Annotated in this window: 18 protein-coding genes, 1 tRNA gene and 1 pseudogene; 15 read left to right on the forward strand and 5 right to left on the reverse strand. The window is 65.6% G+C overall.

Translation table 11 applies throughout. The features are described 5' to 3' along the window. The first annotated feature begins 58 nt into the window (after positions 1-58). The 3 genes from RM530_RS07200 to RM530_RS07210 all read left to right on the forward strand — a co-directional run bounded on the left by RM530_RS07200 (position 59) and on the right by RM530_RS07210 (position 3,672). On the forward strand, positions 59-2,266 hold the full coding sequence (locus RM530_RS07200; RefSeq protein ID WP_311364544.1) for an AsmA family protein: 2,208 nt from the start codon (positions 59-61) through the stop codon (positions 2,264-2,266). A gap of 93 nt (positions 2,267-2,359) precedes the next feature. Then, positions 2,360-3,433, forward strand: coding sequence for an A/G-specific adenine glycosylase (gene mutY / locus RM530_RS07205; RefSeq protein ID WP_311364545.1), 1,074 nt, complete (start codon positions 2,360-2,362; stop codon positions 3,431-3,433). Next, entirely contained in the window at positions 3,403-3,672 is a 270-nt protein-coding gene (locus RM530_RS07210) for an oxidative damage protection protein (RefSeq protein WP_311364546.1), read from the forward strand. Before mutY ends, RM530_RS07210 begins: the two co-directional genes overlap by 31 nt. A 38-nt stretch (positions 3,673-3,710) precedes the next feature. Here RM530_RS07210 and RM530_RS07215 read toward each other — a convergent pair whose 3' ends face one another. Next, entirely contained in the window at positions 3,711-3,962 is a 252-nt protein-coding gene (locus RM530_RS07215) for a hypothetical protein (RefSeq protein ID WP_311364547.1), read from the reverse strand. Between the two features lie 113 nt (positions 3,963-4,075). Further along, the gene (locus RM530_RS07220) at positions 4,076-4,459 is read right to left on the reverse strand and encodes a hypothetical protein (protein ID WP_311364548.1); all 384 of its coding nucleotides are present in this window, start codon (positions 4,457-4,459) and stop codon (positions 4,076-4,078) included. Positions 4,460-4,643: 184 nt separating this feature from the next. On the opposite strand from RM530_RS07220, the gene RM530_RS07225 reads away from it, so the two are divergent. From RM530_RS07225 to RM530_RS07245, 5 genes are all read left to right on the forward strand, one after another. Beyond that, positions 4,644-6,422, forward strand: a complete 1,779-nt coding sequence (locus RM530_RS07225; RefSeq protein WP_311364549.1) for a M61 family metallopeptidase — start codon at positions 4,644-4,646, stop codon at positions 6,420-6,422. A 12-nt stretch (positions 6,423-6,434) separates the two neighbouring features. Further along, a complete protein-coding gene (plsY, locus tag RM530_RS07230; protein WP_311364550.1) occupies positions 6,435-7,082 on the forward strand; it encodes a glycerol-3-phosphate 1-O-acyltransferase PlsY in 648 nt (215 codons plus the stop codon). Next, positions 7,067-8,047, forward strand: a complete 981-nt coding sequence (locus tag RM530_RS07235; RefSeq protein WP_311364551.1) for a biotin--[acetyl-CoA-carboxylase] ligase — start codon at positions 7,067-7,069, stop codon at positions 8,045-8,047. The genes plsY and RM530_RS07235 overlap by 16 nt, the downstream gene beginning before the upstream one ends. Next, complete coding sequence (locus RM530_RS07240; protein ID WP_311364552.1) at positions 8,044-8,760, forward strand: type III pantothenate kinase; 717 nt, start codon at positions 8,044-8,046, stop codon at positions 8,758-8,760. The genes RM530_RS07235 and RM530_RS07240 overlap by 4 nt, the downstream gene beginning before the upstream one ends. A gap of 70 nt (positions 8,761-8,830) precedes the next feature. Next, a tRNA-Phe gene (locus tag RM530_RS07245) sits at positions 8,831-8,906 on the forward strand. Between the two features lie 130 nt (positions 8,907-9,036). On the opposite strand, the pseudogene RM530_RS07250 reads toward RM530_RS07245, so the two are convergent. After that, a pseudogene (locus RM530_RS07250) lies at positions 9,037-9,282 on the reverse strand (transposase); the annotation flags it as partial. A gap of 443 nt (positions 9,283-9,725) precedes the next feature. On the opposite strand from RM530_RS07250, the gene nagZ reads away from it, so the two are divergent. The 5 genes from nagZ (at position 9,726) to RM530_RS07275 (ending at position 15,380) form a co-directional block, all read left to right on the forward strand. Then, positions 9,726-10,688: a beta-N-acetylhexosaminidase gene (gene nagZ / locus RM530_RS07255; RefSeq protein ID WP_311364553.1), complete on the forward strand. Its 963-nt coding sequence runs from the start codon at positions 9,726-9,728 to the stop codon at positions 10,686-10,688. Between the two features lie 34 nt (positions 10,689-10,722). Further along, the gene (locus RM530_RS07260; protein WP_311364554.1) at positions 10,723-11,292 is read left to right on the forward strand and encodes a hypoxanthine-guanine phosphoribosyltransferase; all 570 of its coding nucleotides are present in this window, start codon (positions 10,723-10,725) and stop codon (positions 11,290-11,292) included. A 7-nt stretch (positions 11,293-11,299) separates the two neighbouring features. Next, positions 11,300-12,046: an S-methyl-5'-thioinosine phosphorylase gene (locus RM530_RS07265; protein WP_311364555.1), complete on the forward strand. Its 747-nt coding sequence runs from the start codon at positions 11,300-11,302 to the stop codon at positions 12,044-12,046. Between the two features lie 184 nt (positions 12,047-12,230). Beyond that, positions 12,231-14,228 (forward strand): EAL domain-containing protein, encoded by a 1,998-nt coding sequence (locus RM530_RS07270; protein ID WP_311364556.1) that lies wholly within the window; start codon positions 12,231-12,233, stop codon positions 14,226-14,228. A gap of 60 nt (positions 14,229-14,288) precedes the next feature. Next, a complete protein-coding gene (locus RM530_RS07275) occupies positions 14,289-15,380 on the forward strand; it encodes an SPOR domain-containing protein (RefSeq protein ID WP_311364557.1) in 1,092 nt (363 codons plus the stop codon). Between the two features lie 18 nt (positions 15,381-15,398). On the opposite strand, the gene RM530_RS07280 is transcribed toward RM530_RS07275, so the two are convergent. Together RM530_RS07280 and xseA are read right to left on the reverse strand one after the other, a co-directional pair. Further along, complete coding sequence (locus RM530_RS07280) at positions 15,399-17,147, reverse strand: bifunctional metallophosphatase/5'-nucleotidase (RefSeq protein WP_311364558.1); 1,749 nt, start codon at positions 17,145-17,147, stop codon at positions 15,399-15,401. A gap of 53 nt (positions 17,148-17,200) precedes the next feature. Then, positions 17,201-18,577, reverse strand: coding sequence for an exodeoxyribonuclease VII large subunit (gene xseA, locus RM530_RS07285; RefSeq protein WP_311364559.1), 1,377 nt, complete (start codon positions 18,575-18,577; stop codon positions 17,201-17,203). Positions 18,578-18,659: 82 nt separating this feature from the next. Here xseA and guaB point away from each other — a divergent pair, with 82 nt between their 5' ends. Continuing rightward, on the forward strand, positions 18,660-20,126 hold the full coding sequence (gene guaB, locus RM530_RS07290; RefSeq protein WP_311364560.1) for an IMP dehydrogenase: 1,467 nt from the start codon (positions 18,660-18,662) through the stop codon (positions 20,124-20,126). Positions 20,127-20,164: 38 nt separating this feature from the next. Then, on the forward strand, positions 20,165-21,727 hold a 1,563-nt coding region (guaA, locus tag RM530_RS07295; RefSeq protein WP_311364561.1), incomplete at its 3' end, for a glutamine-hydrolyzing GMP synthase.

Genomic DNA, 21,727 nt, shown 5'->3' on the forward strand with positions numbered 1-21,727 from the left:
CGCAATCCGGTAGCTTGGGTAGACTATCGCCCCCTGCCCCCACAGGTCGTATCCGGATATGTCCAAGCCGTTCAAGATCGCACTCTGGATTGTCGGCGCCATCATCGCGCTGCTGATCGTCCTCGCCGTCGGCATCTCGCTGATGTTCGATCCCAACGACTATCGCGATGACATCGAGCGAATCACCCAGGAAAAGACCGGGCGCGAACTCAAGATCGGCGGCGAAATCAAGCTCAGCGTATTTCCCTGGTTGGGCGTGAAGCTCGGCCAGACCACGTTCGGCAACGCGCAGGGATTCGGCGACGAGCCGTTCGCGCGCATCGACAGCGTCGAAGCCTCGGTGAAGCTGCTGCCGCTGCTGTTCGACAAACAGATTCAGATCGGTACCGTGGAACTCAACGGCATGGGGCTCAAGCTGGCGCGCAATGAACAGGGCGTCGGCAACTGGGAAGACCTGGTCGAAAAGCTGGGGGAGGATGCCGAATCGCCTCCCGAACCGAGGCCGCAGCCCCCGACCGAACAGACGGGTGGTTTCGACCTGAGCAACGTCGGTGTCGGCAGCATCGAGATTCACGAGGCTTCGGTGGTATTCGACGACCGCCAGGCCAAGACCCGCTATGCAATCGAGAGCATCAACCTGGAAACCGGTGAGCTGCGTCTCGATGAACCGGTCAACCTCAATCTGAATTTCGTGTTCGACTCCAAGGCGCCGGCGATGAATGCGAAGGTCGATCTGGTCGGCCTGATCAACACCGACCTCGAAATGCAGCGCTACGCCATCGACAAGCTCACGCTCAACGTGATCGCCAGAGGCGAGGCGATCCCCGGCGGTGAGCAGCAACTCGAGTTCACCGGCAACGCCGCCTATGAATCCAAGGACGGGCACCTGACGGTCGGCGACAGTCAGCTTCAGACCGCAGGCATCACGCTCAAGCTGGCAGCCGAGGGCAACGACATGGCCGGCGATTCGCCCGAGATTTCCGGCACGCTGTCGGCGGCCACCTTCTCGCCGCGCCAACTGCTGGACACGCTGAAGATCGAGATTCCGGAACCGCGCGACAACAGCGTGCTGGAGAAGGCTGCGCTGGATGCCCGCTTCACCAGCAACCTCAAGTCCGCGGCGCTGCCGGACATCAAGCTGGTGCTCGACGACACCATCATCAGCGGCCGCGCCACGCTCAAGGACTTCGCTACACAGGCACTGAACTTCGCACTCAAGATCGACACCATCGACGTGGATCGCTACCTGCCGCCGCCCACACCAGAAGGCGAAGCGCCGCAGGGCGACGAAGATGGCGCCGCGGCCGACATCGACAGCATCGAGATTCCGGTGGAGCTGCTGGAGCAGTTCAATGCCGAAGGCACCCTGGATATCGGAACGCTCAAGCTCAGCGGCATGAGCCTGAAGGATGTGAGCCTCAAGCTCAGCGCGCCGAAGAACAAGACCAAGACCGTGAATCTCGATGCCAAGCTCTACGACGGCACGGTCAGCACCTCGACGCGGATTTCGCCCGGCACGCAACCCAGTTATTCGACCGACACGAAACTGTCCTCGATAGCGGTCGGTACGCTGCTCAAGGACTTCTCCGGCAAGGACACGCTCAGCGGCACCGGTGATGTGGCATTCAAACTCGACACCACCGGACGCACCGTGGGAGACCTACGCCGCGGACTCGATGGCAACGTCGCCCTGAATCTCGCCAACGGCGCCATCAAGGGCTTCAACGTCGGGCAGGCGATCCGCAAGGCCAAGGCGGCGCTCAATGGCGAACAGCTGGCGGTCAGCGAACCGCAGCAGACCGATTTTGCCGCGCTGACCGCCAGCGGCAACATCGTCGATGGCGTGTACCAATCCACCGCGCTGGACCTCAAGAATCCGTTGTTTCGCCTCGGTGGCGAAGGCAATGTGGACCTGGTGCGCGAGCAGATCGACTTTCTGGCCAAACCCACGATCGCCGCCACCAGCAAGGGGCAGGGCGGCAAGGAACTCGACGAGCTCAGCGGTCTGACCATTCCGGTTCGAATCACGGGTCCTTTGAGCGATCCCAAGCTCTCCCTGGATCTCGGAAATGTGCTCAAGGACCAGGCCAAGGCGCGTGCCAGGGAAGAACTTGAGGAGCACGAGGACGAGATCAAGGAAAAGATCGACGAAAAGCTCGGCGGGGGCGCGGCCGATGCGCTGCGGGGGCTGTTCGGACGGTCCAAGAAGAGCGATGAGAAAAAGCAGGAAGAGGCCCCCACGACCAGTCCCGACGGCGGAACCTGATCCCCCGCCGATGTCCTGGCCGGCGCGCTGGCAATTGGGGGGCGTTGCTGTGCGTCCCGCTGACCGTCATCGCGGCCCTGCTCGGCGCCGTCGATGAGTCGCATCGAGATTGAAACCGGCGGCGATTTCGCCGCACGCCTGCTGCGCTGGCATGCCCAGCACGGCCGCCACGACCTGCCCTGGCTGTCCCCGCGCAGCGCCTATCGCGTGTGGCTGTCCGAGGTGATGCTGCAACAGACGCAGGTGGGCACGGTGACGCCGTACTTCCACCGTTTCGTCGAACGCTTCCCGGACGTCGAATACCTCGCCGCCGCGCCGATCGACGATGTGCTGGCGCTGTGGTCCGGGCTTGGCTACTACGCACGCGCGCGCAACCTGCATCGCGCCGCGCAGCGGATCGTGCGCGAACACGAGGGTGTTTTTCCGACCGACTTCGACGCCGTCTGCGCGCTGCCGGGCATCGGCCGTTCCACCGCCGGCGCGATCCTCGCGCAGGCGCACGGCCAGCGCCACGCGATTCTGGACGGCAACGTCAAGCGCGTGCTGTCGCGCCATTCCGGCACACCCGGCTGGCCCGGCGAAACCCGTGTCGCCCAAACGCTATGGCGTGAATCCGAGGCGCGCCTGCCCGAAACACAACTGGCCGACTACACCCAGGCGATCATGGATCTAGGCGCCACCGTCTGCACCGTACGCGCACCGCGTTGCCTGCTGTGCCCGGTCAGCGCCGACTGTGTTGCACGTATCGAAGACCTGACCACACAACTGCCGGGTCCGCGCCCCAAGCGCGTGCGTCCGCAGCGCGAGCAGTTCCTGCTGCTGCTGCGCGACCCAAAAGGACAACTGTGGTTCGAGCGGCGTCCGCCCTGCGGCATCTGGGGCGGTCTGTGGTGCCTGCCGACACTGGAGACACCGGAACAGATCGCCGACTGGGGCGAAGCCGGCGACGAGCCGCTGAGCCCGATCGAGCACAGCTTCACGCACTTCGATCTGCGCCTGAAACCGATACTGCTGCGGCCGCGCGGCAATGCGGTTCAGGAACGAGCCGGCGAGTGGCTTACAATTGAGGCCGCCCTGCGGCGCGGACTGCCCGCGCCGATCCGCAGCCGACTGCAGCAACTCGAAGACGATCCCGAATGGCACGCACCGTCCACTGCATCAAACTAGGCACCGAAGCCGAAGGCTTCGACCGCCCGCCCTACCCCGGCCCACTCGGCCAGAAGATCTACGAACAGGTATCCAAGGCCGCCTGGCAGGAATGGCTGGCGCACCAGACGCGCCTGATCAATGAGTACCGGCTGTCACTGGCTGACAAGTCGGCGCGCGAATTCCTGAGCAAGGAGCTGGAGAAATACTTTTTCGGCGGCGACCTGACGCAAACCGGATACGTCCCCCCCAGTTCCTAGCCGGGCGGTGGACCAAAGCGAACGCGGCGAACGCCGGCTCAGCTTCCCCAGTCCAGCCTAAGTCGCCCGTTGTCGTAGACGCGCCCCGCATCCACCAGCCCGGTTTCCGGTTCCTCGATGCTCCGGTGCGCGTTTTCGGGTGGGCTCACGAACGCATCCCGCCCGTGCTCGAAAGACTGTTCGCGCACGATTGCCAGATAGGCCTTGTCCAGAGCCAGCGCGCCCGGCTGAGGGCAGCAGCAGTTCGCCCAGATCCCGCACCGCGCGCAGCGCCTCGGTATCGAGTTCACCGTTCGGGAAATAGCGCGCCAGCATTTCCTGATTGGCGCGGAATTCGTCGGCGGCACCGCTGCGCGCCAGCCAGGTCTCGATTTCGCCGTGCGACTGCCCAAGCTGCGGGCGGTCACGCAGCTCCGCCAACGCCTGGTGGCCCCAGCCCAAAGGCACCCGGCGACTTGCGCACGAAGGCAAAACTGCCGTCCACGGTCACGCCCAGATTGCTGTGGCAGCCCATGCAGAACTGTTGTTCCTGCTGCGTCTGCAATCGCAGGCGCCCTTGCACGTCTTCGATACTTGACGCGCCGCGCGCGAAACAAAGGCGCCCCGGGTCCAGATAGCGCAGCGTGTGCAGAAACTCGGTGCCCAGCGGATACAGCCAACGCCGCACCGGCACCTCCGCCGCCGCGCCGGCGAAATGCGGCGGCAGGCCGTGCAGACGGGTCGCCATACCGAGCTCGCCGTCCGCGTTTAGATCGAGCCCGATCAGGCGTTCGTCCACCGCCTCCATGGCGCAGTCTCCATCATATGACGAGTGAGCGGTGGGGAACGACGACCTGCCGGACGGGTGTCGGCTCCGACTATCACCTCAATTGATAGTGATTATCAATACGCTCACGGAGGCGCATTCGGATTCGGCAGGCGAAGCGCGGACATGCACGTACAATCGCGTAAAACCCGAGGAAACGATTTCCGTGCAAGCGATTCACTACGCCGTCACGCCGCTCGACCCGGCACGGCACCTGTTTTCCGTGCAATGCCGCATCGAGAAGCCGACGGCGGACGGCCAACTGCTGAGCCTGCCGTCCTGGATACGCGGCAGTTATCTGGTACGCGACTTCGCCAAGCACATCGTCGAATTCCGTGCCGACTGCAACGGCAAGGCCCTGGGTTTCGAGCGGATCGACAAACGCAGCCTGCGCATCGACGCCTGCGAGGGCCCGCTGACATTGCACTACACCGTGCACGCCTTCGACGAATCGGTACGCAAGGCCTATCTCGACAGCCGCCGTGGCTTCTTCAACGGCAGCTCCTTGTTTTACCGCGTGGTGGGCGCCGACGAAGCCGGCTACGAAATGGAACTGCAGCGCGCGCCGTACATTGAGTGGAAGGCCAGCACCGCGATGCAGCCGCGCGAGACCGACAGCGACGGTTTCGGCACCTACTTCGCCCCGGACTACGAAGACCTGATCGACCATCCGGTGGAACTCGGACCGTTCACACGCCTGGACTTCGATGTAGACGGCATTCCCCATGCCATGGTGCTGTCAGGCCGCTTCGCGGTGGACGAGGCGCGGCTGCGCAAGGACGTAGCGGCGATCTGCCACGTCGAGCGCGAAATGTTCGAGCAGCAGCCGAAGCTGGACCGGTTCCTGTTCCTGACCAACGTGGTCGGCATGGGCTACGGCGGACTGGAGCACCGCGCCTCCACCGCCCTGATCTGCTCGCGCGGCGACCTGCCGCGGCCCGGCGACACCAGCACGCCCAAAGCCTATCGGCAGTTTCTGGGTCTGGTCAGCCACGAGTATTTTCATCTGTGGAACGTCAAGCGCATCACCGCCGCCAGTTTTCAACACAGCGATCTCACCGGTGAGGCCTATACCCGCGACCTGTGGCACTACGAGGGTGTGACCTCGTATTACGACGACCTGTTCCTGCTGCGCGCGGGACTGGTGGACGCACCGACCTATCTGGATGTGCTGTCCGAGCAGGCCACACGCCTGCAACGCACGCCCGGCCGTCATGTGCACTCGCTGGCCGAATCCAGCTTCGAAACCTGGATCAAGTACTACCAGCCCGACGACAACACGCCCAATGCCACCGTCAGCTACTACATCAAGGGTGCCATCGCGGCGCTGTGCCTGGACCTGACGCTGCGCCTGAAATCCGGCAAGACCCTGGACGATGTGATGCGCGCGATGTGGCGCCGCTATGGCGCGACCGGCAAGGCCGTGCCGGAGGGCGGACTGGAAGCGATGGCGCAAAGCGTATCCGGCCTGGATCTCTCGGCGCAATTCGACGACTGGCTGCGCGGCACCGGAGACCTGCCCCTGAGCACCCTGCTGGCCGAGTTCGGCGTGGATGCGAAGCGCCGCGCCGCGGTGGCCGAGGCCGATCCCGGCGGCCGTACCGGCGGCACGCCGATGAACGTCTGGCTGGGCTGCAAACTGCGCCCCGGCACCACCAATGTGGGCTATGTGCTGACCGACGGACCGGCTGCCGCCGCCGGCCTGTCCGGTGGCGATCAGATCATGGCCGTCGACGGCCTGCGAGTGACCGCGACCAACTGGTCGAGCATCCTCGCGTCGCTGTGGGCCGACGAGCCGGTCACCGTGCACTATTTCCGCGGAGACGAGCTCATGAGCACCGCGCTCAAGCCGGTGCTGCCGCCCCAGGACACCTGGACCATCGCCCTCGCGCCCACGCCCGGCGAAGCCGCGCTGGCACGCCGCAAGACCTGGCTCGGTCTGTAGGCTGCGCTCGTCATGATCGAACTGCTCGTGAAGGTCGCGCTGGCCTACCTGCTCGGCACCGCGATGGGCGGTCTGATCATCGCCCGACTGCGCGGGGTGGACCTGCGCGGCAGCGGCTCCGGTAACGTCGGCGCCACCAACGCCCTGCGCACCCAGGGCAGGTGGTTCGCTCTCGGCGTGTTGTTGATCGACATGGCCAAGGGCATCGCTGCGGTCACGCTGATTCCGGCGCTGATCTGGCCGTTCCCGCAACCGATCGTGCTGCCCAATGACTGGACCGCCTACCTGTGCGGCGTGGCCGTCTCGCTGGGCCACATCTACCCGGTATGGACCGGCTTCAGGGGCGGCAAGGGCGTGGCCACGCTGGCCGGCGTGTTCGTCGCGCTGATGCCGCAGGCCTTCGTCTGGATGCTGGCCGGATTCGCCCTCACCATCCTGCTCAGCGGTTACGTCAGCCTGGCCAGCATGCTGTGCGGCGTGATCGCCATCGTCCATGTGCTGTTCGAGGATGCCAGCATCCTCAGTGCACGCGGCCTGTTCGCGATCCTGATGACACTGCTGATCGTGTTCACCCACCGGCTCAATCTGCGGCGACTGATCGCGGGCAACGAAAACCGCTTCGAAAAAGCCATGCTGCTGCGCCGATGGCCAAGACGCTGAGTCACGACGAATTGCTGCCGCTGGTCGACGCCCTCGCCGACGGCCAGTGGCATTCCGGTGAAGGTCTGGCGCAAGCCGCCGGCGTCAGCCGTGCCGCGCTGGCCAAACGTGTCGGCAAGCTCGCGGACTGGGGGCTGGTCGTGAAGACACAGCCAGGACGTGGCTATCGGCTCGGTACACCGCTGGAACGCCTGTCGCTGCAAGGCATCATCGACATGCTGCCCGGGCACTGGCAGCGGGCGGCCGCCGTGCAGGTGCTGACCATCACCGACTCGACCAATAGCCGGCTTCTCGAATCCAGCACAGCGAATGACCCGCAAGCCGCCTTTGCCGAACTGCAGACCGCCGGCCGCGGCCGGCTCGGGCGCGCCTGGCGCTCCCCGTTCGGCGCCAACCTGTATCTGTCCGTGGCCTGGAGTTTCCCGGCCTGGCCGGAACGGCTCACCACCTTGCCGCTCGCCATCGGCACCGCGCTGGCCAACTGGCTGCACGGCATCGGCGTTCACGACATCGCCGTCAAATGGCCGAACGATCTGTGGATCGCGCGCCGCAAGCTCGCCGGCATCCTCATCGAAACGCGCGGCGAAGCCGGCGGCGGTTGCCGCGTGGTCGTCGGCGTGGGCCTCAACCTCGCCATGCGCGGCGATCAGGCGCAAGGCATCGACCAGCCCTGGATCGCCCTGTCCGAAGCGCTGCCCGAAATGCCGCCGCGCAACGCCCTCGCCGCCTCATTGCTGGTGGCCCTGCTGCAGACCTTGGAGATGTTCCAGAACGAAGGCTTCGCCCCGTTCCGAGAGCACTTCCTGCGCTACGACGCCACGCGCGACGCGGCCGTTAACGTGAATTGCGACCCACCGATCAGTGGCATCGCCCGTGGCGTCGACGCTGCGGGCGCACTGATCGTGGACACCCCGCAGGGCCAGCACAAGATCATGGCCGGGGATGTCAGCCTGAGACTCGCATGACCCTGCTCGTCGACCTCGGCAACACCCGCCTCAAGCTCGCGCAATGCGCCGGCTCAGGGGGACTCTCAGAGATTCACGCCATCGCCCATCACGGCGATCCCGCCCGCGCCTTCGCCGCACTGGGCGCGCCAGCCGGGATGCCCGCGAGAATCGCCAGCGTGTTCGAGCAGGCCGCCAACGAGCGCTTCGCCGAAGCGATTCGCACGCAGCATCCGCAAATTCATTTCGTCCGCAGCGAAGCCAGCCGCAACGGCCTGCGCAATGCCTACGCCGAACCACATCGCCTGGGTGTGGACCGCTGGCTGGCGATGCTCGCGCTCTGGACCGACACGCGCGGCGCCTGCTGCATCGTCAGCGCCGGAACGGCGTTGACGATCGATCTCGTCGATTCCACTGGTCAACATCTCGGCGGCTATATCGCGCCCGGCCTCATCACCCAGCAACAGGCCGTGCTCGGCGCCACCCGCTTCGAACACCGTGACACCACCGCGCCCTACCGCAATGAGCCCGGCCGCGATACCGAAGGCTGCGTGCGTGAAGCCGCGCTGGCCGCCGCGCTGGGACTGATCGAACACACCACGCGCAGCTTCGAAGGCCAGCGCGTCCTCATCGGCGGTGACGCCGACACCCTGCGCCCGCATCTGAATGCCGATTGGCAGACCCGCCCCGACCTTGTCCTGCGCGGTCTCGCTGCCGTCGACATCGAGCCTTGACGCCGCCCCCTCCCCCCGGTCTAATACGCGACCCCGCGCCCGCACCACTGCGGGCCTTTTGTCGCCCGATGGCCGGGTAGCTCAGTCGGTAGAGCAGGGGATTGAAAATCCCCGTGTCGGCGGTTCGATTCCGTCCCCGGCCACCATGTTTTTATATAATTAAATCAATCATTTAGCCTTTCCGATCCAACGAAGCGCTGCCAGCGTCCATGATCGCGGGTCTTGGGTGCTTCGCTTCGAGCACGCGCCGAGTGCTGTTTCCCCGGCATGCACGCAGGCGAGGAACCCGTGGTCGGACGTGCGATCGCTGCCGAGGTCGTTTTTGATCGCCTTGATGAAGTTCTCGTCCTGGCCCCGCGCGCAATACAAATCCCGGTACAGCAATTCTGGTGCCGGATCGGTGAGCGAGGTCACGACGAAGCGCGGGTTATCGCCCAGGCTCGTGACCTCGGCCTTGAATACCACTCGCCCCGCGCGCGACCAGGAGCCGGCCTGGTAGTCGACATCCTCGTACAGACGCATCGCGGCTGACGTAGGAGGCATTCCGTCGATCCTGGATCGCCGACGCCAGCCGATCGATCAACCCGGCCTGCCGATCCGTGCCATGCAGCAACAGCGGGCCGAACTCGGTGGACATCGCGCCGCCATCGAAATCGGCGCGCACCGTAAAGCCGGCGATGGAGGGAAAACGCAGCTGGGTCGGGGTAAACTGATTCACGGGCGGGGTCTCGCCCATGCTTCGTCCGAAGCATTATTGAATAATTCCAATTATATCAAGATGATATAATAGATTCACCCGCTTTTACGAAAAATTCGGGCCAACGGCCATACCGCGAGCGACACCCTGCACAATGAATCGCTTGCGGCACGGCCGTTCCCCTCACCCACCGCTCGCAAGCGGGCGGGGGTAAGTCGGCATCACGCCATGCGTGATTCACGTTGAAGATCAGGAAAGCCCAGCAAACATGGCAACGATCGGACCGATCATGGCGGACGTCGGCGGGCTCGCGTTGAGCGATGAGGACCGCGATGTGCTCAGGCATCCGCTGATCGGCGGCGTGATCCTGTTCGCGCGCAACTACAGTGATGCAGAGCAGTTGCGCGCCTTGTGCAATGAGCTGCTGGCGCTCAAGCGTCCGCGTCTGTTGCTGGCGGTCGACCATGAGGGCGGTCGCATTCAGCGCTTTCGCGTGGGATTTTCGCGCGTGCCGAGCATGCGCAGCCTTGGAAAGCTCTGGGACGAAAGCTCGGTGCGCGCGCTCCACGCGGCGCAGGCGCACGGCGCCACGATCGCCCGCGAATTGACTGCATTCGGCATCGACCTGAGTTTCGCACCGGTGCTGGATCTCGATCACGGCGTCAGCACGGTGATCGGCGACCGCGCTTTCGACGAAGATCCGCGCCGTGTGATTTCCCTGGCGCGGGCGTTCATCGCCGGCATGGCCGAGTACGGAATGTCCGCCACCGGCAAGCACTTTCCGGGGCATGGCGCGATCGCCGCCGATTCGCATCTGGAACTGCCGGTGGATCGGCGCGCGATGGAGCAGATCGAGTCCCGCGACCTGGTGCCGTTCAGGGCCCTGATCAACGACGGCATCGCCTCGTTGATGATGGCGCACGTGCGTTATTCGGCCGTCGACGAAACGCCGGCCAGCCTGTCGCGAAAGTGGATACGCAACTATCTGCGGCGCAAGCTCGGTTACCAGGGCGCGGTGTTCTGCGACGATCTCTCGATGAAAGGCGCGGCCGTGGTCGGCGACGCCGTGGCGCGCTGCGAGATGGCGCTGGACGCTGGCTGCGACATGCTGCCGGTCTGCAACGACCGTGAAGCGGTGGTCCAGGTGCTGGATGCCCTGCCGGTCAAATCGCGGCCGGCGGCGAGCCGCCGGCTGGCTGCGGTCTATCGGCGCGAGGGCGCCCACGGGTAGACTTCCGGCTCCTTCGACTGAACCCGCACTCAGCATGTCCGAACTGCTCGACGAGGTGCGACAGATTCGCGCCCAGGCCGATTGTCTGCACGATGAGGCGGCCGTCAATGCTGCCTACGACCGCCTGGCAGGCCGGCTCACGGCGGAATACGCCACGCTCAATCCGATCCTGATCTGCGTCATGGTGGGGGGGCTGGTCACGACCGCGGAAGTCAGCCGGCGTCTCGACTTTCCGTTCGAGATCGACTATCTGCATGCCTCGCGCTATCGCGGCAAGACCTCCGGTGGCGAACTGGTGTGGAAGGTCAGCCCGACACTGCCGCTGAAGGGACGGCACGTCGTGATCGTCGACGACATACTCGACGAGGGTCATACCCTCGCCGAAGTCCAGGGCGCGCTGCGCGCGCAGCTGCCGGAGTCGCTCAAGACCCTGGTGCTGGTCGACAAGACCCATTCGCGGCGCGCGCCTGGTGTCAGCGCAGAGTTCGTCGGTCTAGAAGTGGCGGATCGCTACGTGTTCGGCGCCGGCATGGACTACAAGAGCTATTGGCGCCAGTTGCCCGGCATCTACGCCGTCGCCGAATCGAACGACGCGCCGGAGTGAGCGCGGGATGATCGCCGTAATCGGTGGTACCGGCATGAACCAATGGCCCGGTCTCTTGATCGACGAGAGTCGCGGTATCGATACCCCCTACGGCACGCCATCGGGCCCCCTGCATCTGGGGCGCTGGAACGATCAGCCGCTGATTTTCTTTGCGCGCCACGGCGAGGGCCACAAGATCCCGCCGCATGCCATCAACTATCGCGCCAATCTGTGGGCGCTGTATTCGGTCGGCGTGCGCAGCGTGATTTCGATTTCCGCCGTTGGTGGCATTCACGAGTCCATGGGCCCGGCGCAGCTCGCGGTGCCCGACGACCTCATCGACTACAGCTGGGGGCGCAAGCACAGCTATTCCGACGGTCCGCCGGATGCTTTGAAGCATGTAGAGTTTTCCGACCCGTATACGCCGCGACTGCGCGCCATTCTGCTGCGGGCTGCGGCCGATGCCGGTATCGAGCTTATGGACGGCGGGGTGATGGCGGTGACGCAGGGGCCGCGCCTTGAAACACCGGCCGAGGTGCGCCGTCTGCGTCGCGATGGCTGCGACATGATCGGCATGACCGGCATGCCGGAAGCGGGACTCGCGCGTGAACTCGGTCTCGAATACGCCAGTCTCGCGGTATCGGTGAACTGGGCGGCTGGTCTGGATGAAGGCGAGATTCACGCTCAGATTGAACAGTCCGTCACACATGGAATGGCGCGCGTGCGTCAAATTCTGGCTTTGGCACTGCCGGTCCTGTCGGCCGAGGCGCCATAGGGGCAGCCTGGCTGCTTGTCGATAGCCGAGCGAACTCGGGTGCGGGGTTGACAAGAGTTTGGTGCGATCGGCTTGTATAGCGACAATGCGTCACGTTCGTGGGGGCCGAAAATGCCGGAAACATTCGGTGCATAGTCGGATTTGGGGATTTCATCTGCAGTCTCCGCTTGGTTAGGCTGCGGTGGTGAGTATTTTCTTGAACAATGGTTCGACAGCGCCGATGCGCGAATGGGTGCGGCTGGCCGACGCGCCAATGGTGTTGCTTGCCGACGACACGACCGTGCTGCAGGCCAGCGCATCCGTCGGCGATCTGTTGCAACTGCCACCTGGCGGCTTGATGGACCGCCGGTTTTCCGATGTGGTGGCACCCTCCCGGCTCCAGCACTTCGCCCAGGTCTGGAATGCACTTGATGACGGCAAAGCGGTCGAGTGCGATCTTTCGCTGATGCGTGGCAAGGCCGAAAAGCCGGTGCGGCTTCGTCTGACGCGCATCGGCAATGGCGAAACCATCGTCGAAATTCGCAAGCCGCATTTCCAGGCCGCTGCCAGCCGGCAACTGGCGGCGGCCATGCGCGCCATCAGCGACGGCATGCTGGTGGTCGACGCCCAGGCGGATATCGTGGAGCTGATGCCGCCGGCCGAGCGACTGCTCGGCTGGTCGCGGCAGGAGGCGCTGGGGCGTCCTCACGATCAGGTTCTGAGGCTGATGACGGCGGACGGCGAGCCTCTGGAAAGTCCGATTCTGTGGGCATTGAGCGAGCGCTCTGCAAGGCACGTCACCGAAGATTGCGTCATCCTGGCCCGCGACGGCCGGAAACTGATCGCACGATTGACGATCGCCTGCGTGTTCGGCAATGACGGGGTCGAGGGCGCGATGTGTGCGATTACCGACCTGACCGACCAGACACTATTGTCCGACGAACTCGACTATCGCGCTTCTCACGATTCGCTGACCGGCCTGCTGAACCGCGAGGAGTTCGAGCGGCGGGTGAAGCAGGCAGCCCGTGAGGTACAGGCCTCGCGGGCACGCTATGTGGTCTGCTTCATCGATCTGGATCAGTTCAAGATCATCAACGACACGCTGGGGCACGCGGCGGGCGACGAGTTGCTGCGGCAGGTCAGCGCGATCCTGCGCGGACAGCTGCGCCTGACCGATGTGTTGGCCCGTCTCGGCGGCGACGAATATGGCGTCCTGCTGCGGCACTGCGACCTGCAGCGTGCACGCACCGTCGTCGACGAACTGCTCGGCAGCATCCGCGCCTTCCGCTTCGCCTGGGGCGAGCAGACCCTTTCGATCACCTGCAGCATCGGCGTCTCGGTATTGGCGGCCGGCGAGAGCGCGGTGTCGTTCACCCTGTCGCAGGTCGATTCGGCGTGCTTTGCGGCCAAGGAGGCGGGGCGTGACCGCGCGCGATTTGCCGGTGACAGCGACGAGGTGGAGCAACGCTACACCGAGATGGACATGGTGGGCCGGATCGCCAGCTCGCTGGAGCAGGACCGCTTCATGCTGATGGCCGAGGATGTGGTCAGCGTCAGCGATCCGACGCGGGTCGTCTACCGTGAGCTGTTGGTGCGCCTGCGGGGTGAAGACGGCAAGCTGGTGCCGCCTTCCCGGTTCATCCCGCCCGCCGAGCATTACTTTCTGATGAGTTCGATCGACCGTTGGGTCCTGCGCACGACCTTGGACGGGCTCGCGGCACGCGAGGACGACGGCATCATCTATGCCTTGAATGTCTCCGGTCAGTCCATCGGTGATGAGAAATTTCTCGAATTCGCCGGTGCCGCGATCCGCTCCAGCGGGATCGATCCGCGGCGCCTGTGCATGGAGATCACCGAGACCGCAGCGGTGTCACGCCTCACCGATGCCGTGCACTTCATCCGTGAGCTTTCGAATCTCGGTGTGCATTTCGCGCTCGATGATTTCGGCGCGGGCATGGCCTCGTTCTCCTACCTCAAGAATCTGCCGGTGGACTTCCTCAAGATCGACGGCAGCTTCGTGCGCTCGGTCGATGAAAGCCGGGTCGATCGCGGCATGGTCGAGGCGATCAACCGAATCGGGCACGAAATGAATCTCAAGGTGATCGCCGAGCACGTCGAGCATGAAGGTGTGCTCGAGATTCTGAAGCACATCGGCGTCGACTACGCGCAAGGCTGGTTCGTCGCACCCAGCGCGCCATTCTAGCCAGCACCGGCGCGGTCCACGCGCAGCGCGTGCGGCGGCAACAGGCTCTAAACTGTCGGCATGTCGAATGTTCGCGTGCTGTTGTCCGCTGTTCTGCTTCTGGGTGCCGCCCAGGCGCAGGCCGGCGTGCTGGTCTACGATTCGGCGGGTGTCGATGTCGAACGCATCCGTGGCGAGCAGCGCGAGCCGCTGACCGCCAGCACCGACATCAAGAGCGGTGATGCCCTGAGCCTGGGCCCGCAGTCGCGCGCCCGATTGGAGTTCGCCCGCCACGGTTTCATCGATCTCGGATCCGATGCGCTGGTGCTGTTCGACCGGCTGCCGTTCGCCAGCTACGACGACGACCTGCGCACCGTGTTCCGCCTGCGTCAGGGCTATCTTCGAGTGGTCTGGAAGCATCCGCAGATTTCCACCAGCTGGCCGATTTACATCTACATGGGCGATCAGCGGCTGACGCTCGGCAGCGGCGAATACTTCTTCGAGAACCTCAACGGTCGGCAGGTGGTCTGCGTGGCCAGCGGCCAAGCCAAGGTGACCGAAGGCGAGGTCTACGACACCCTGGTGCCGCAGGCCTGCTACCGGCTCAACAAGGGTCTGCAGCCGGTCCGTATCCTGCGCGACAGCGACGACTGGGTGGCAATGCGCACCGCCTTCGGCGTGGTCGGCCTGCCCGGCGTGCAGGTGGCTTCGGCGCCAGCAGTTCAGGCCCCGGAGCCGCGGCGGGCCGAGCCGCAGGCAGGCGCCCGTTCCGGGCCCGTGGTGTCGGCGCCCGAGCGATCACCGAGTCCGGCGGCGCAGGCTGCGCCGCCAGGGACTGCGCCGATCGTCGCGCCGCCGCGTCGGCAGCCGGCTCCAGCAGCGGCTACCGCGCCGGCTCCGCCCAATCCTGCGCCGGTGGCGACGAATTCCGGCGGTCCCTGGGCGCTGAGCGTCATCGCGTTTCGTGACCGCGAAAAGTCCGAAGCCCAGGCCGTTCGTTTGCGCGGCGGAGGCTATCCGGCAGAGGTGCGCGCCGCCGAGGTCAAGGGCGCGCTGTGGTACCGCGTGATCGTGCCGGGTTTCGCCTCGGCCGAGCAGGCGAAACGTCTGTCGGCCGAGGTCGAACAGCGTTTCGGCTTCAAGAACACCTGGCCGGTCCGGCGCGGCGGCTGACACCGGCCAGTTCGGCGGCTACGGCGCATCGAGTCGGTGAATCCGCCCATGGCTGCTGGCGGCCAGCGGTGAGGCCGTCGCCAACCAGTCCAGCATCGCATCCAGATCCGAGCCGGCGACGGTCACGTCGGCGCCTGCGGTCAGCATTTCGAAGCCATCGCCGCCGCCGGCCAGGAAATTGTTGACCGTGACGCGATACGACTGGTCCGGCTCGATCGTGTTTCCGTCGAGGCTGATGCTGTCCGCATCGATGCGCTGACCGATGGGGCGGCGCCCGTCCCAGGCATAGCTGAATCCCGCTGAAACCTGCAGCAGCGCGCTTTCGGCGCCGAGGTTCCACTGCGATTCCAGCAGCCGATGAATCTGTGCGCCGCTGAGCGTCATCGTCACCAGATTGTTGCCGAACGGCTGCGCGGTGAACACCTCGCCCCAGGTGATGGGGGTGCCCTGCGCGCTGTACGGGCCATAGCCGAGGTCGGCGCGGATGCCGCCGGGATTCATCAACGCGATCTGAGCGCCCTGCATGCGCGTGGCCGCCAGTTGCGCATCGGCGATCACATCACCCAGGGCGCTCTCACCGTGTGCATTCACCTGCCGCGAAACCATGCCGTCCGCGCGTCCGACCACGCGATTCGCCAGTGGCGCGGCCAGGGCCTCGTACTGCGCGGCGATGGCGGTGACCACCGGGTCCGGCGTGAACGCCGGCCACTGTGGCGCCTCGGGCACCGGCTGGTTGATCACCGGCAGATTGCGGGCGCTGGCGCTGATCACCTCGCCGCTGGCGCGATCCACGAGCAGATCGATGTCGCTGATAACGCGGCCGTACGACGCGGCGCTGGTCAGCAGGCGGCCATCGACCCGGCAGTTGTAGGCCTGATGCGTGTGGCCGCTGATGACCACGTCGATCGCCGGATCGAGCCGTTGCAGGATGCCCACCGCCGGACCGGACAGGCCTTCGCAGGCATCGAAGCCGCCCTGCTTGTAGCCGCCCTCGTGCAGCAGCAGCACGATCGCCTCCACCCCTTGAGCGCGGATCTCCGGGACCAGCGCATTGGCGGTGTCGGCTTCGTCGTGAAATTCGAGGCCGGCGATCCCGCTGGCGGTCACCATGGCCGGTGTGCCTTTCAATACCTCGCCGATGAACGCCACGCCGATCGAGCGGCCGTCCACCTGAAAGCGCTTGATCAGGTAGGGCGGGAAGGCCGGCGTGTCCGATGCCTGTTCGGTCACATTCGCACCGAGATAGCGGAAACGGGCACCGGTGAACGGACCCTTGACACAGGATTCGGTGCCCGGCGCGCCGGGTCCGCCGCAGCCGCCGTTCTGGAGGCGGCGAAGCTCGTCGATGCCCTGGTCGAACTCGTGATTGCCGACGGCGCTGTATTCCAGCCCGAGCGCGTTGAGCGCCTCGATGCTCGGTTCCTGGCGAAACAGTGCCGCCGTCGGCGGTGAGGCGCTGATCAGATCGCCGGCGGCCACCACCACGTTCAACGGGTTCTGCGCCCTGAGTTCGGAAACGGCGCCGGCGAGATAGGCGACCCCGCCGGTCGGCAGCCTCAGCGTGGCCGAGGCATCGGCGGGGTCCGGAACTTCCAGCCCGCGGCCCGGCGGTGCCAGGTTGCCGTGAAAATCGTTGAACGCGATCAGCTTGATCGTTGCGGTCTGCGTCGGCGCGGGCGGCGTACTCGCGCAGGCGGCGAGCAGCAAGGTCGCAAACGCGGTGAAGACGAGACCGGCGCGGTACGGCAGGAGGGTGGACGGGTTCAAGGGCAGGCTCCGATGACTGAAAGACGATGGGAGCAGGTTCGAGGCTCCCGGTTTCAACTTCGAGACGGATCGGTGTCCGAATCGACACGGACGCCGAGCTGCCCGTCGACCAGACTCAGGCGCAACACGTCTCCGGCCCGAACGGCCCGCACGGAACGCACCACCTGACCCTGCGCGTTGCTGAGGATCGCATAGCCCCGTTCCAGCACCGCCTTCGGATTCACCGCCAGCAGCAAGGCTTCGGCGCGTGCACGTCGTTGTTCGGCCTGCGCAAGGTTTCGCTGCTGTGCCCCATGCAAGGCCAGTTGCAGGGATTCGAGCTCGCGCAGGGCCAGTCGCAGGCGCCGCTGCGGCGTTGCGGCGCGCAGCCGTGCCGAGGCGTTGCCGAGCCGCTCCGTGGCCCGCGCACGTCTACGCGTGAAGGCTGCGATCAGCCGCGCCTCCAGCTCGTCCAGCCGCTGTTCGTTCTGTTGCAGGCGCCGCTGCGGATGCGCACGGTCCAGCCGGGCCCGCAGCGCCTCCAGCCGTTCGCCGGCGGCACGGCGCAGCACCGAATGACGCTGCGACAGCGCGGTCTGCGCCTGCTGCACGCGGCTCAGCCAGTCCGCCACGCTCGGTGTCGCCAGCTCGGCGGCGGCGGTCGGCGTGGGTGCGCGCAGATCGGCGGCAAAATCCGCGATCGTGGTGTCGATTTCGTGGCCGACGCCACAGATCACCGGTACCGCACAGGCGCGGACCGCGCGTGCCACCGCTTCCTCATTGAACGACCACAGGTCTTCCAGGGAGCCGCCGCCGCGCACCAGCAGCACCACGTCCACCGCCACGCGGCGCGGCAATTGTTGCAAGGCCTTGACGATGGCAGGCGCGGCGGCTGCGCCCTGCACCGCCACTGGATACAAGACAAGCTCGGCCAGCGGGAAGCGGCGCTGCAATGTGCTCAATACATCGTGAACGGCGGCGCCGCTGGCCGAGGTGATCAGGCCGATGCGGCGCGGCACGGTGGGAATCGGGCGTTTCAGGCCGGCATCGAACAGTCCCTCGTCCGCCAGGCGCCGCTTGAGCGCTTCGAATTCGCGCAGCAGCGCGCCAGTGCCGGCCGGCTCCATGTGTTCGACGATCATCTGCAGATCGCCGCGTGCCGCGTACAGACCGATCTGACCGCGGATCAGAACCTCGTCGCCCTCCTTGGGTTTGGGCAGCACCAAGCGGTTGGCGCCGCGGAACATGGCGCAGCGCAACTGGGCGCCCGAGTCCTTGAGGGTGAAATACCAATGACCGGAGGCCGGGCGCGAGAAATTGGACAGCTCGCCCTGGACCCACAACCGCGGCAGGTTGGCATCCAGCAGCTGCCGCAGCAGTTCCGACAGTTCGGAAACGCTGTAGACGGTGCGCAGCGGCGCGCCGGTGGGGGAACGGTCGGCGAGATCCATGGGCGAGTCGGGGAGAATGCTTTTATACTATCGCATGGTAGATAAACCTTTCCCCCAGAACTCCCCGCAGAACCGTCTCTCGATGCGCATTCAGCACGAAGCCCTCACTTTCGACGACGTGCTGCTGCTCCCCGCCTATTCGGACGTGTTGCCGCGCCAGGTTGACACCAGCACGCAACTGACCCGCACGATCCGTCTGAACATTCCCCTGCTTTCGGCCGCGATGGATACGGTCACCGAAGCCAAGCTGGCGATCGCGCTGGCGCAGGAAGGCGGGCTCGGCATCGTCCACAAGAACATGACGGCGGCGCAGCAGGCGGCGGAAGTGCGTCAGGTCAAGAAGTACGAATCCGGCGTGATCGTCGATCCGATCTGCGTGCCGCCGAACATGACCATCGGCGAAGTCCTCAAGCTCACGCGCGACCACCGCATTTCCGGCGTGCCGGTGGTCGATGGCGACCAGCTGGTCGGCATCGTCACCAGTCGCGACCTGCGTTTCGAATCGCGCTACGGCGAGCCGGTGTCGATCGTGATGACGCCCAAGGACAGGTTGGTGACGGTGCACGAAGGCGCCAGCCGCGAGGAAGTCGTCACCAAGCTGCATCGGCACCGGATCGAGAAAGTGCTGGTGGTCAACGATCATTTCGCGCTGCGCGGCATGATCACCGTCAAGGACATCCAGAAGTCCAGCGACTTTCCGCGCGCCTGCAAGGACGAAAAGGGCAGTCTGCGCGTCGGCGCCGCCGTCGGCACCGGGCCGGAGACCGAGGAACGCATCGCGGCGCTGGTCGAAGCCGGCGTCGACGTGGTGGTGGTCGATACCGCGCACGGCCACTCCAAGGGCGTGCTCGACCGCGTCGCCTGGGTCAAGAAACACTATCCGGACCTGCAGCTCATCGGCGGCAACATTGCCACGCCGGAAGGCGCGCTGGCGCTGGTCGAAGCCGGCGCCGATGCGGTCAAGGTTGGCATCGGTCCGGGGTCGATCTGCACCACGCGCGTGGTCGCCGGGGTTGGCGTGCCGCAGATCAGCGCCGTCATGGGCGTGGCCGAAGCGCTCGCGGGCCTGGGCGTGCCGCTGATTTCCGATGGCGGCATCCGCTATTCGGGCGATTTTTCCAAGGCCCTGGCCGCCGGCGCCAATGCGGTGATGATCGGCTCCATGTTCGCCGGCACCGAAGAATCGCCGGGCGAGGTCGATCTTTATCAGGGGCGCTCCTACAAGTCCTATCGCGGCATGGGTTCGCTGGGTGCGATGTCGCAGACCAGCGGCTCCAGGGACCGCTATTTCCAGGACACCACCACCGAAGTCGAAAAACTGGTGCCGGAGGGCATCGAAGGCCGCGTGCCGTACAAGGGCCCGATGGCGTCGATCGTCCATCAGCTGATCGGCGGCCTGCGCGCCTCCATGGGTTACACCGGCTGCAAGAGCATCGACGAACTGCGTACCAAGACCCGCTTCAACACGATCACCGCGGCGGGCATCAAGGAATCGCATGTGCACGACGTGACCATCATCAAGGAAGCGCCGAACTACCGCGTCGAATGACGCCAGCCTCCCACCACACGATCGCCGGGAACCCGTAGATGGCGGATATTCATGCTGACCGAATCCTGATTCTCGACTTCGGCAGTCAGTACACCCAGTTGATCGCCCGCCGCGTGCGCGAACTCGGCGTCTATTGCGAGCTGCACCCCTGGGACATGGACGAAGCGGACATCCGCGCCTTCGGTCCCAGGGGCATCATCCTGTCCGGCGGCCCGGAATCGGTCACGGCCGAGAATTCGCCGCGCGCCGCGATGGTGGTCTACGAACTCGGCGTGCCAGTGTTCGGCATCTGTTACGGCATGCAGACCATGGCCGTGCAACTGGGCGGCGTGGTCGTAGGCTCCGAAACCCGCGAATTTGGCTACGCCGAAGTCCGCGCGCGCGGCCACAGCAAGCTGTTCCGGGACATCGAGGACCGCGTCAACGCCAAGGGCCACGGTCTGCTCGACGTGTGGATGAGCCACGGCGACCACGTGGTGCAACTCCCGCAAGGCTTCTTCGCCTGCGGCCAGACGCGGGACGTCCCGCTGGCCGCGATGGCCGACGACGAACGTCGCTACTACGGCGTGCAGTTCCATCCCGAGGTCACCCACACCGCCCAGGGCGCGCGCATCCTGTCGCGCTTCGTGCACGACCTGTGCGGCTGCGGATCGAGCTGGACGCCCGGCAAGATCATCGACGACGCCATCGCGCGCGTGCGCGAGGAAGTCGGCGGCGGCAAGGTCCTGCTGGGCCTGTCCGGCGGCGTCGATTCCTCCGTGGTCGCCGCCCTGCTGCACAAGGCCATCGGCGATCAGCTCACCTGCGTGTTCGTGGACCACGGCCTGCTGCGCCTGGACGAAGGCGACCAGGTCATGCGCGTGTTCGCGCAGCACCTCGGCGTCAAGGTCATCCGCGTCAATGCCGAACAACGCTTCATGCAGGCCCTGGCCGGCGTGGATGACCCCGAAGCCAAGCGCAAGATCATCGGCGGCCTGTTCATCGACGTGTTCGACGAGGAAGCGACCACGCTCACGGACGTGGATTACCTGGCTCAGGGCACCATCTACCCGGACGTGATCGAATCCGCCGGCAGCAAGACCGGCAAGGCCCACGTCATCAAGAGCCATCACAACGTCGGCGGCCTGCCGGCGCACATGAAGCTCAAGCTGGTGGAGCCGCTGCGCGAACTGTTCAAGGACGAGGTGCGCAAGATCGGCGTGGAACTCGGCCTGCCGCGCGAGATGGTCTACCGCCACCCGTTCCCCGGCCCCGGTCTGGGTGTACGCATCCTCGGCGTCGTCACCCAGGACGCCGCCAACAAACTGCGCAAGGCCGACGCCATCTTCATCGAGGAACTGCGCAAGGCCGGACTGTACGACGAGGTCAGCCAGGCCTTCGCCGTGTTCCTGCCGGTCAAGAGCGTCGGCGTCATGGGCGACGGCCGCCGCCACGAACCCGTGATCGCCCTGCGCGCCGTCGAAACCATCGACTTCATGACCGCCCGCTGGGCGCATCTGCCGTACGAACTCCTGGACGTCTGCGCCCGCCGCATCGTCAACGAAGTCAACGGCACCTCCCGCGTCGTCTATGACATCTCCGGAAAGCCACCGGCTACGATC

Source organism: Banduia mediterranea (genome assembly GCF_031846245.1).
Lineage (GTDB): Bacteria > Pseudomonadota > Gammaproteobacteria > Nevskiales > Nevskiaceae > Banduia > Banduia mediterranea.

Coding starts and splice junctions, on each gene's coding strand:
- RM530_RS07200 (WP_311364544.1), top strand. CDS start 59: ATGTCCAAGCCGTTCAAGATCGCACTCTGGATTGTCGGCGCCATCATC.
- mutY (WP_311364545.1), top strand. CDS start 2,360: ATGAGTCGCATCGAGATTGAAACCGGCGGCGATTTCGCCGCACGCCTG.
- RM530_RS07210 (WP_311364546.1), top strand. CDS start 3,403: ATGGCACGCACCGTCCACTGCATCAAACTAGGCACCGAAGCCGAAGGC.
- RM530_RS07220 (WP_311364548.1), bottom strand. CDS start 4,459: ATGGAGGCGGTGGACGAACGCCTGATCGGGCTCGATCTAAACGCGGAC.
- plsY (WP_311364550.1), top strand. CDS start 6,435: ATGATCGAACTGCTCGTGAAGGTCGCGCTGGCCTACCTGCTCGGCACC.
- RM530_RS07235 (WP_311364551.1), top strand. CDS start 7,067: ATGGCCAAGACGCTGAGTCACGACGAATTGCTGCCGCTGGTCGACGCC.
- RM530_RS07240 (WP_311364552.1), top strand. CDS start 8,044: ATGACCCTGCTCGTCGACCTCGGCAACACCCGCCTCAAGCTCGCGCAA.
- nagZ (WP_311364553.1), top strand. CDS start 9,726: ATGGCAACGATCGGACCGATCATGGCGGACGTCGGCGGGCTCGCGTTG.
- RM530_RS07260 (WP_311364554.1), top strand. CDS start 10,723: ATGTCCGAACTGCTCGACGAGGTGCGACAGATTCGCGCCCAGGCCGAT.
- RM530_RS07265 (WP_311364555.1), top strand. CDS start 11,300: ATGATCGCCGTAATCGGTGGTACCGGCATGAACCAATGGCCCGGTCTC.
- RM530_RS07275 (WP_311364557.1), top strand. CDS start 14,289: ATGTCGAATGTTCGCGTGCTGTTGTCCGCTGTTCTGCTTCTGGGTGCC.
- xseA (WP_311364559.1), bottom strand. CDS start 18,577: ATGGATCTCGCCGACCGTTCCCCCACCGGCGCGCCGCTGCGCACCGTC.
- guaB (WP_311364560.1), top strand. CDS start 18,660: ATGCGCATTCAGCACGAAGCCCTCACTTTCGACGACGTGCTGCTGCTC.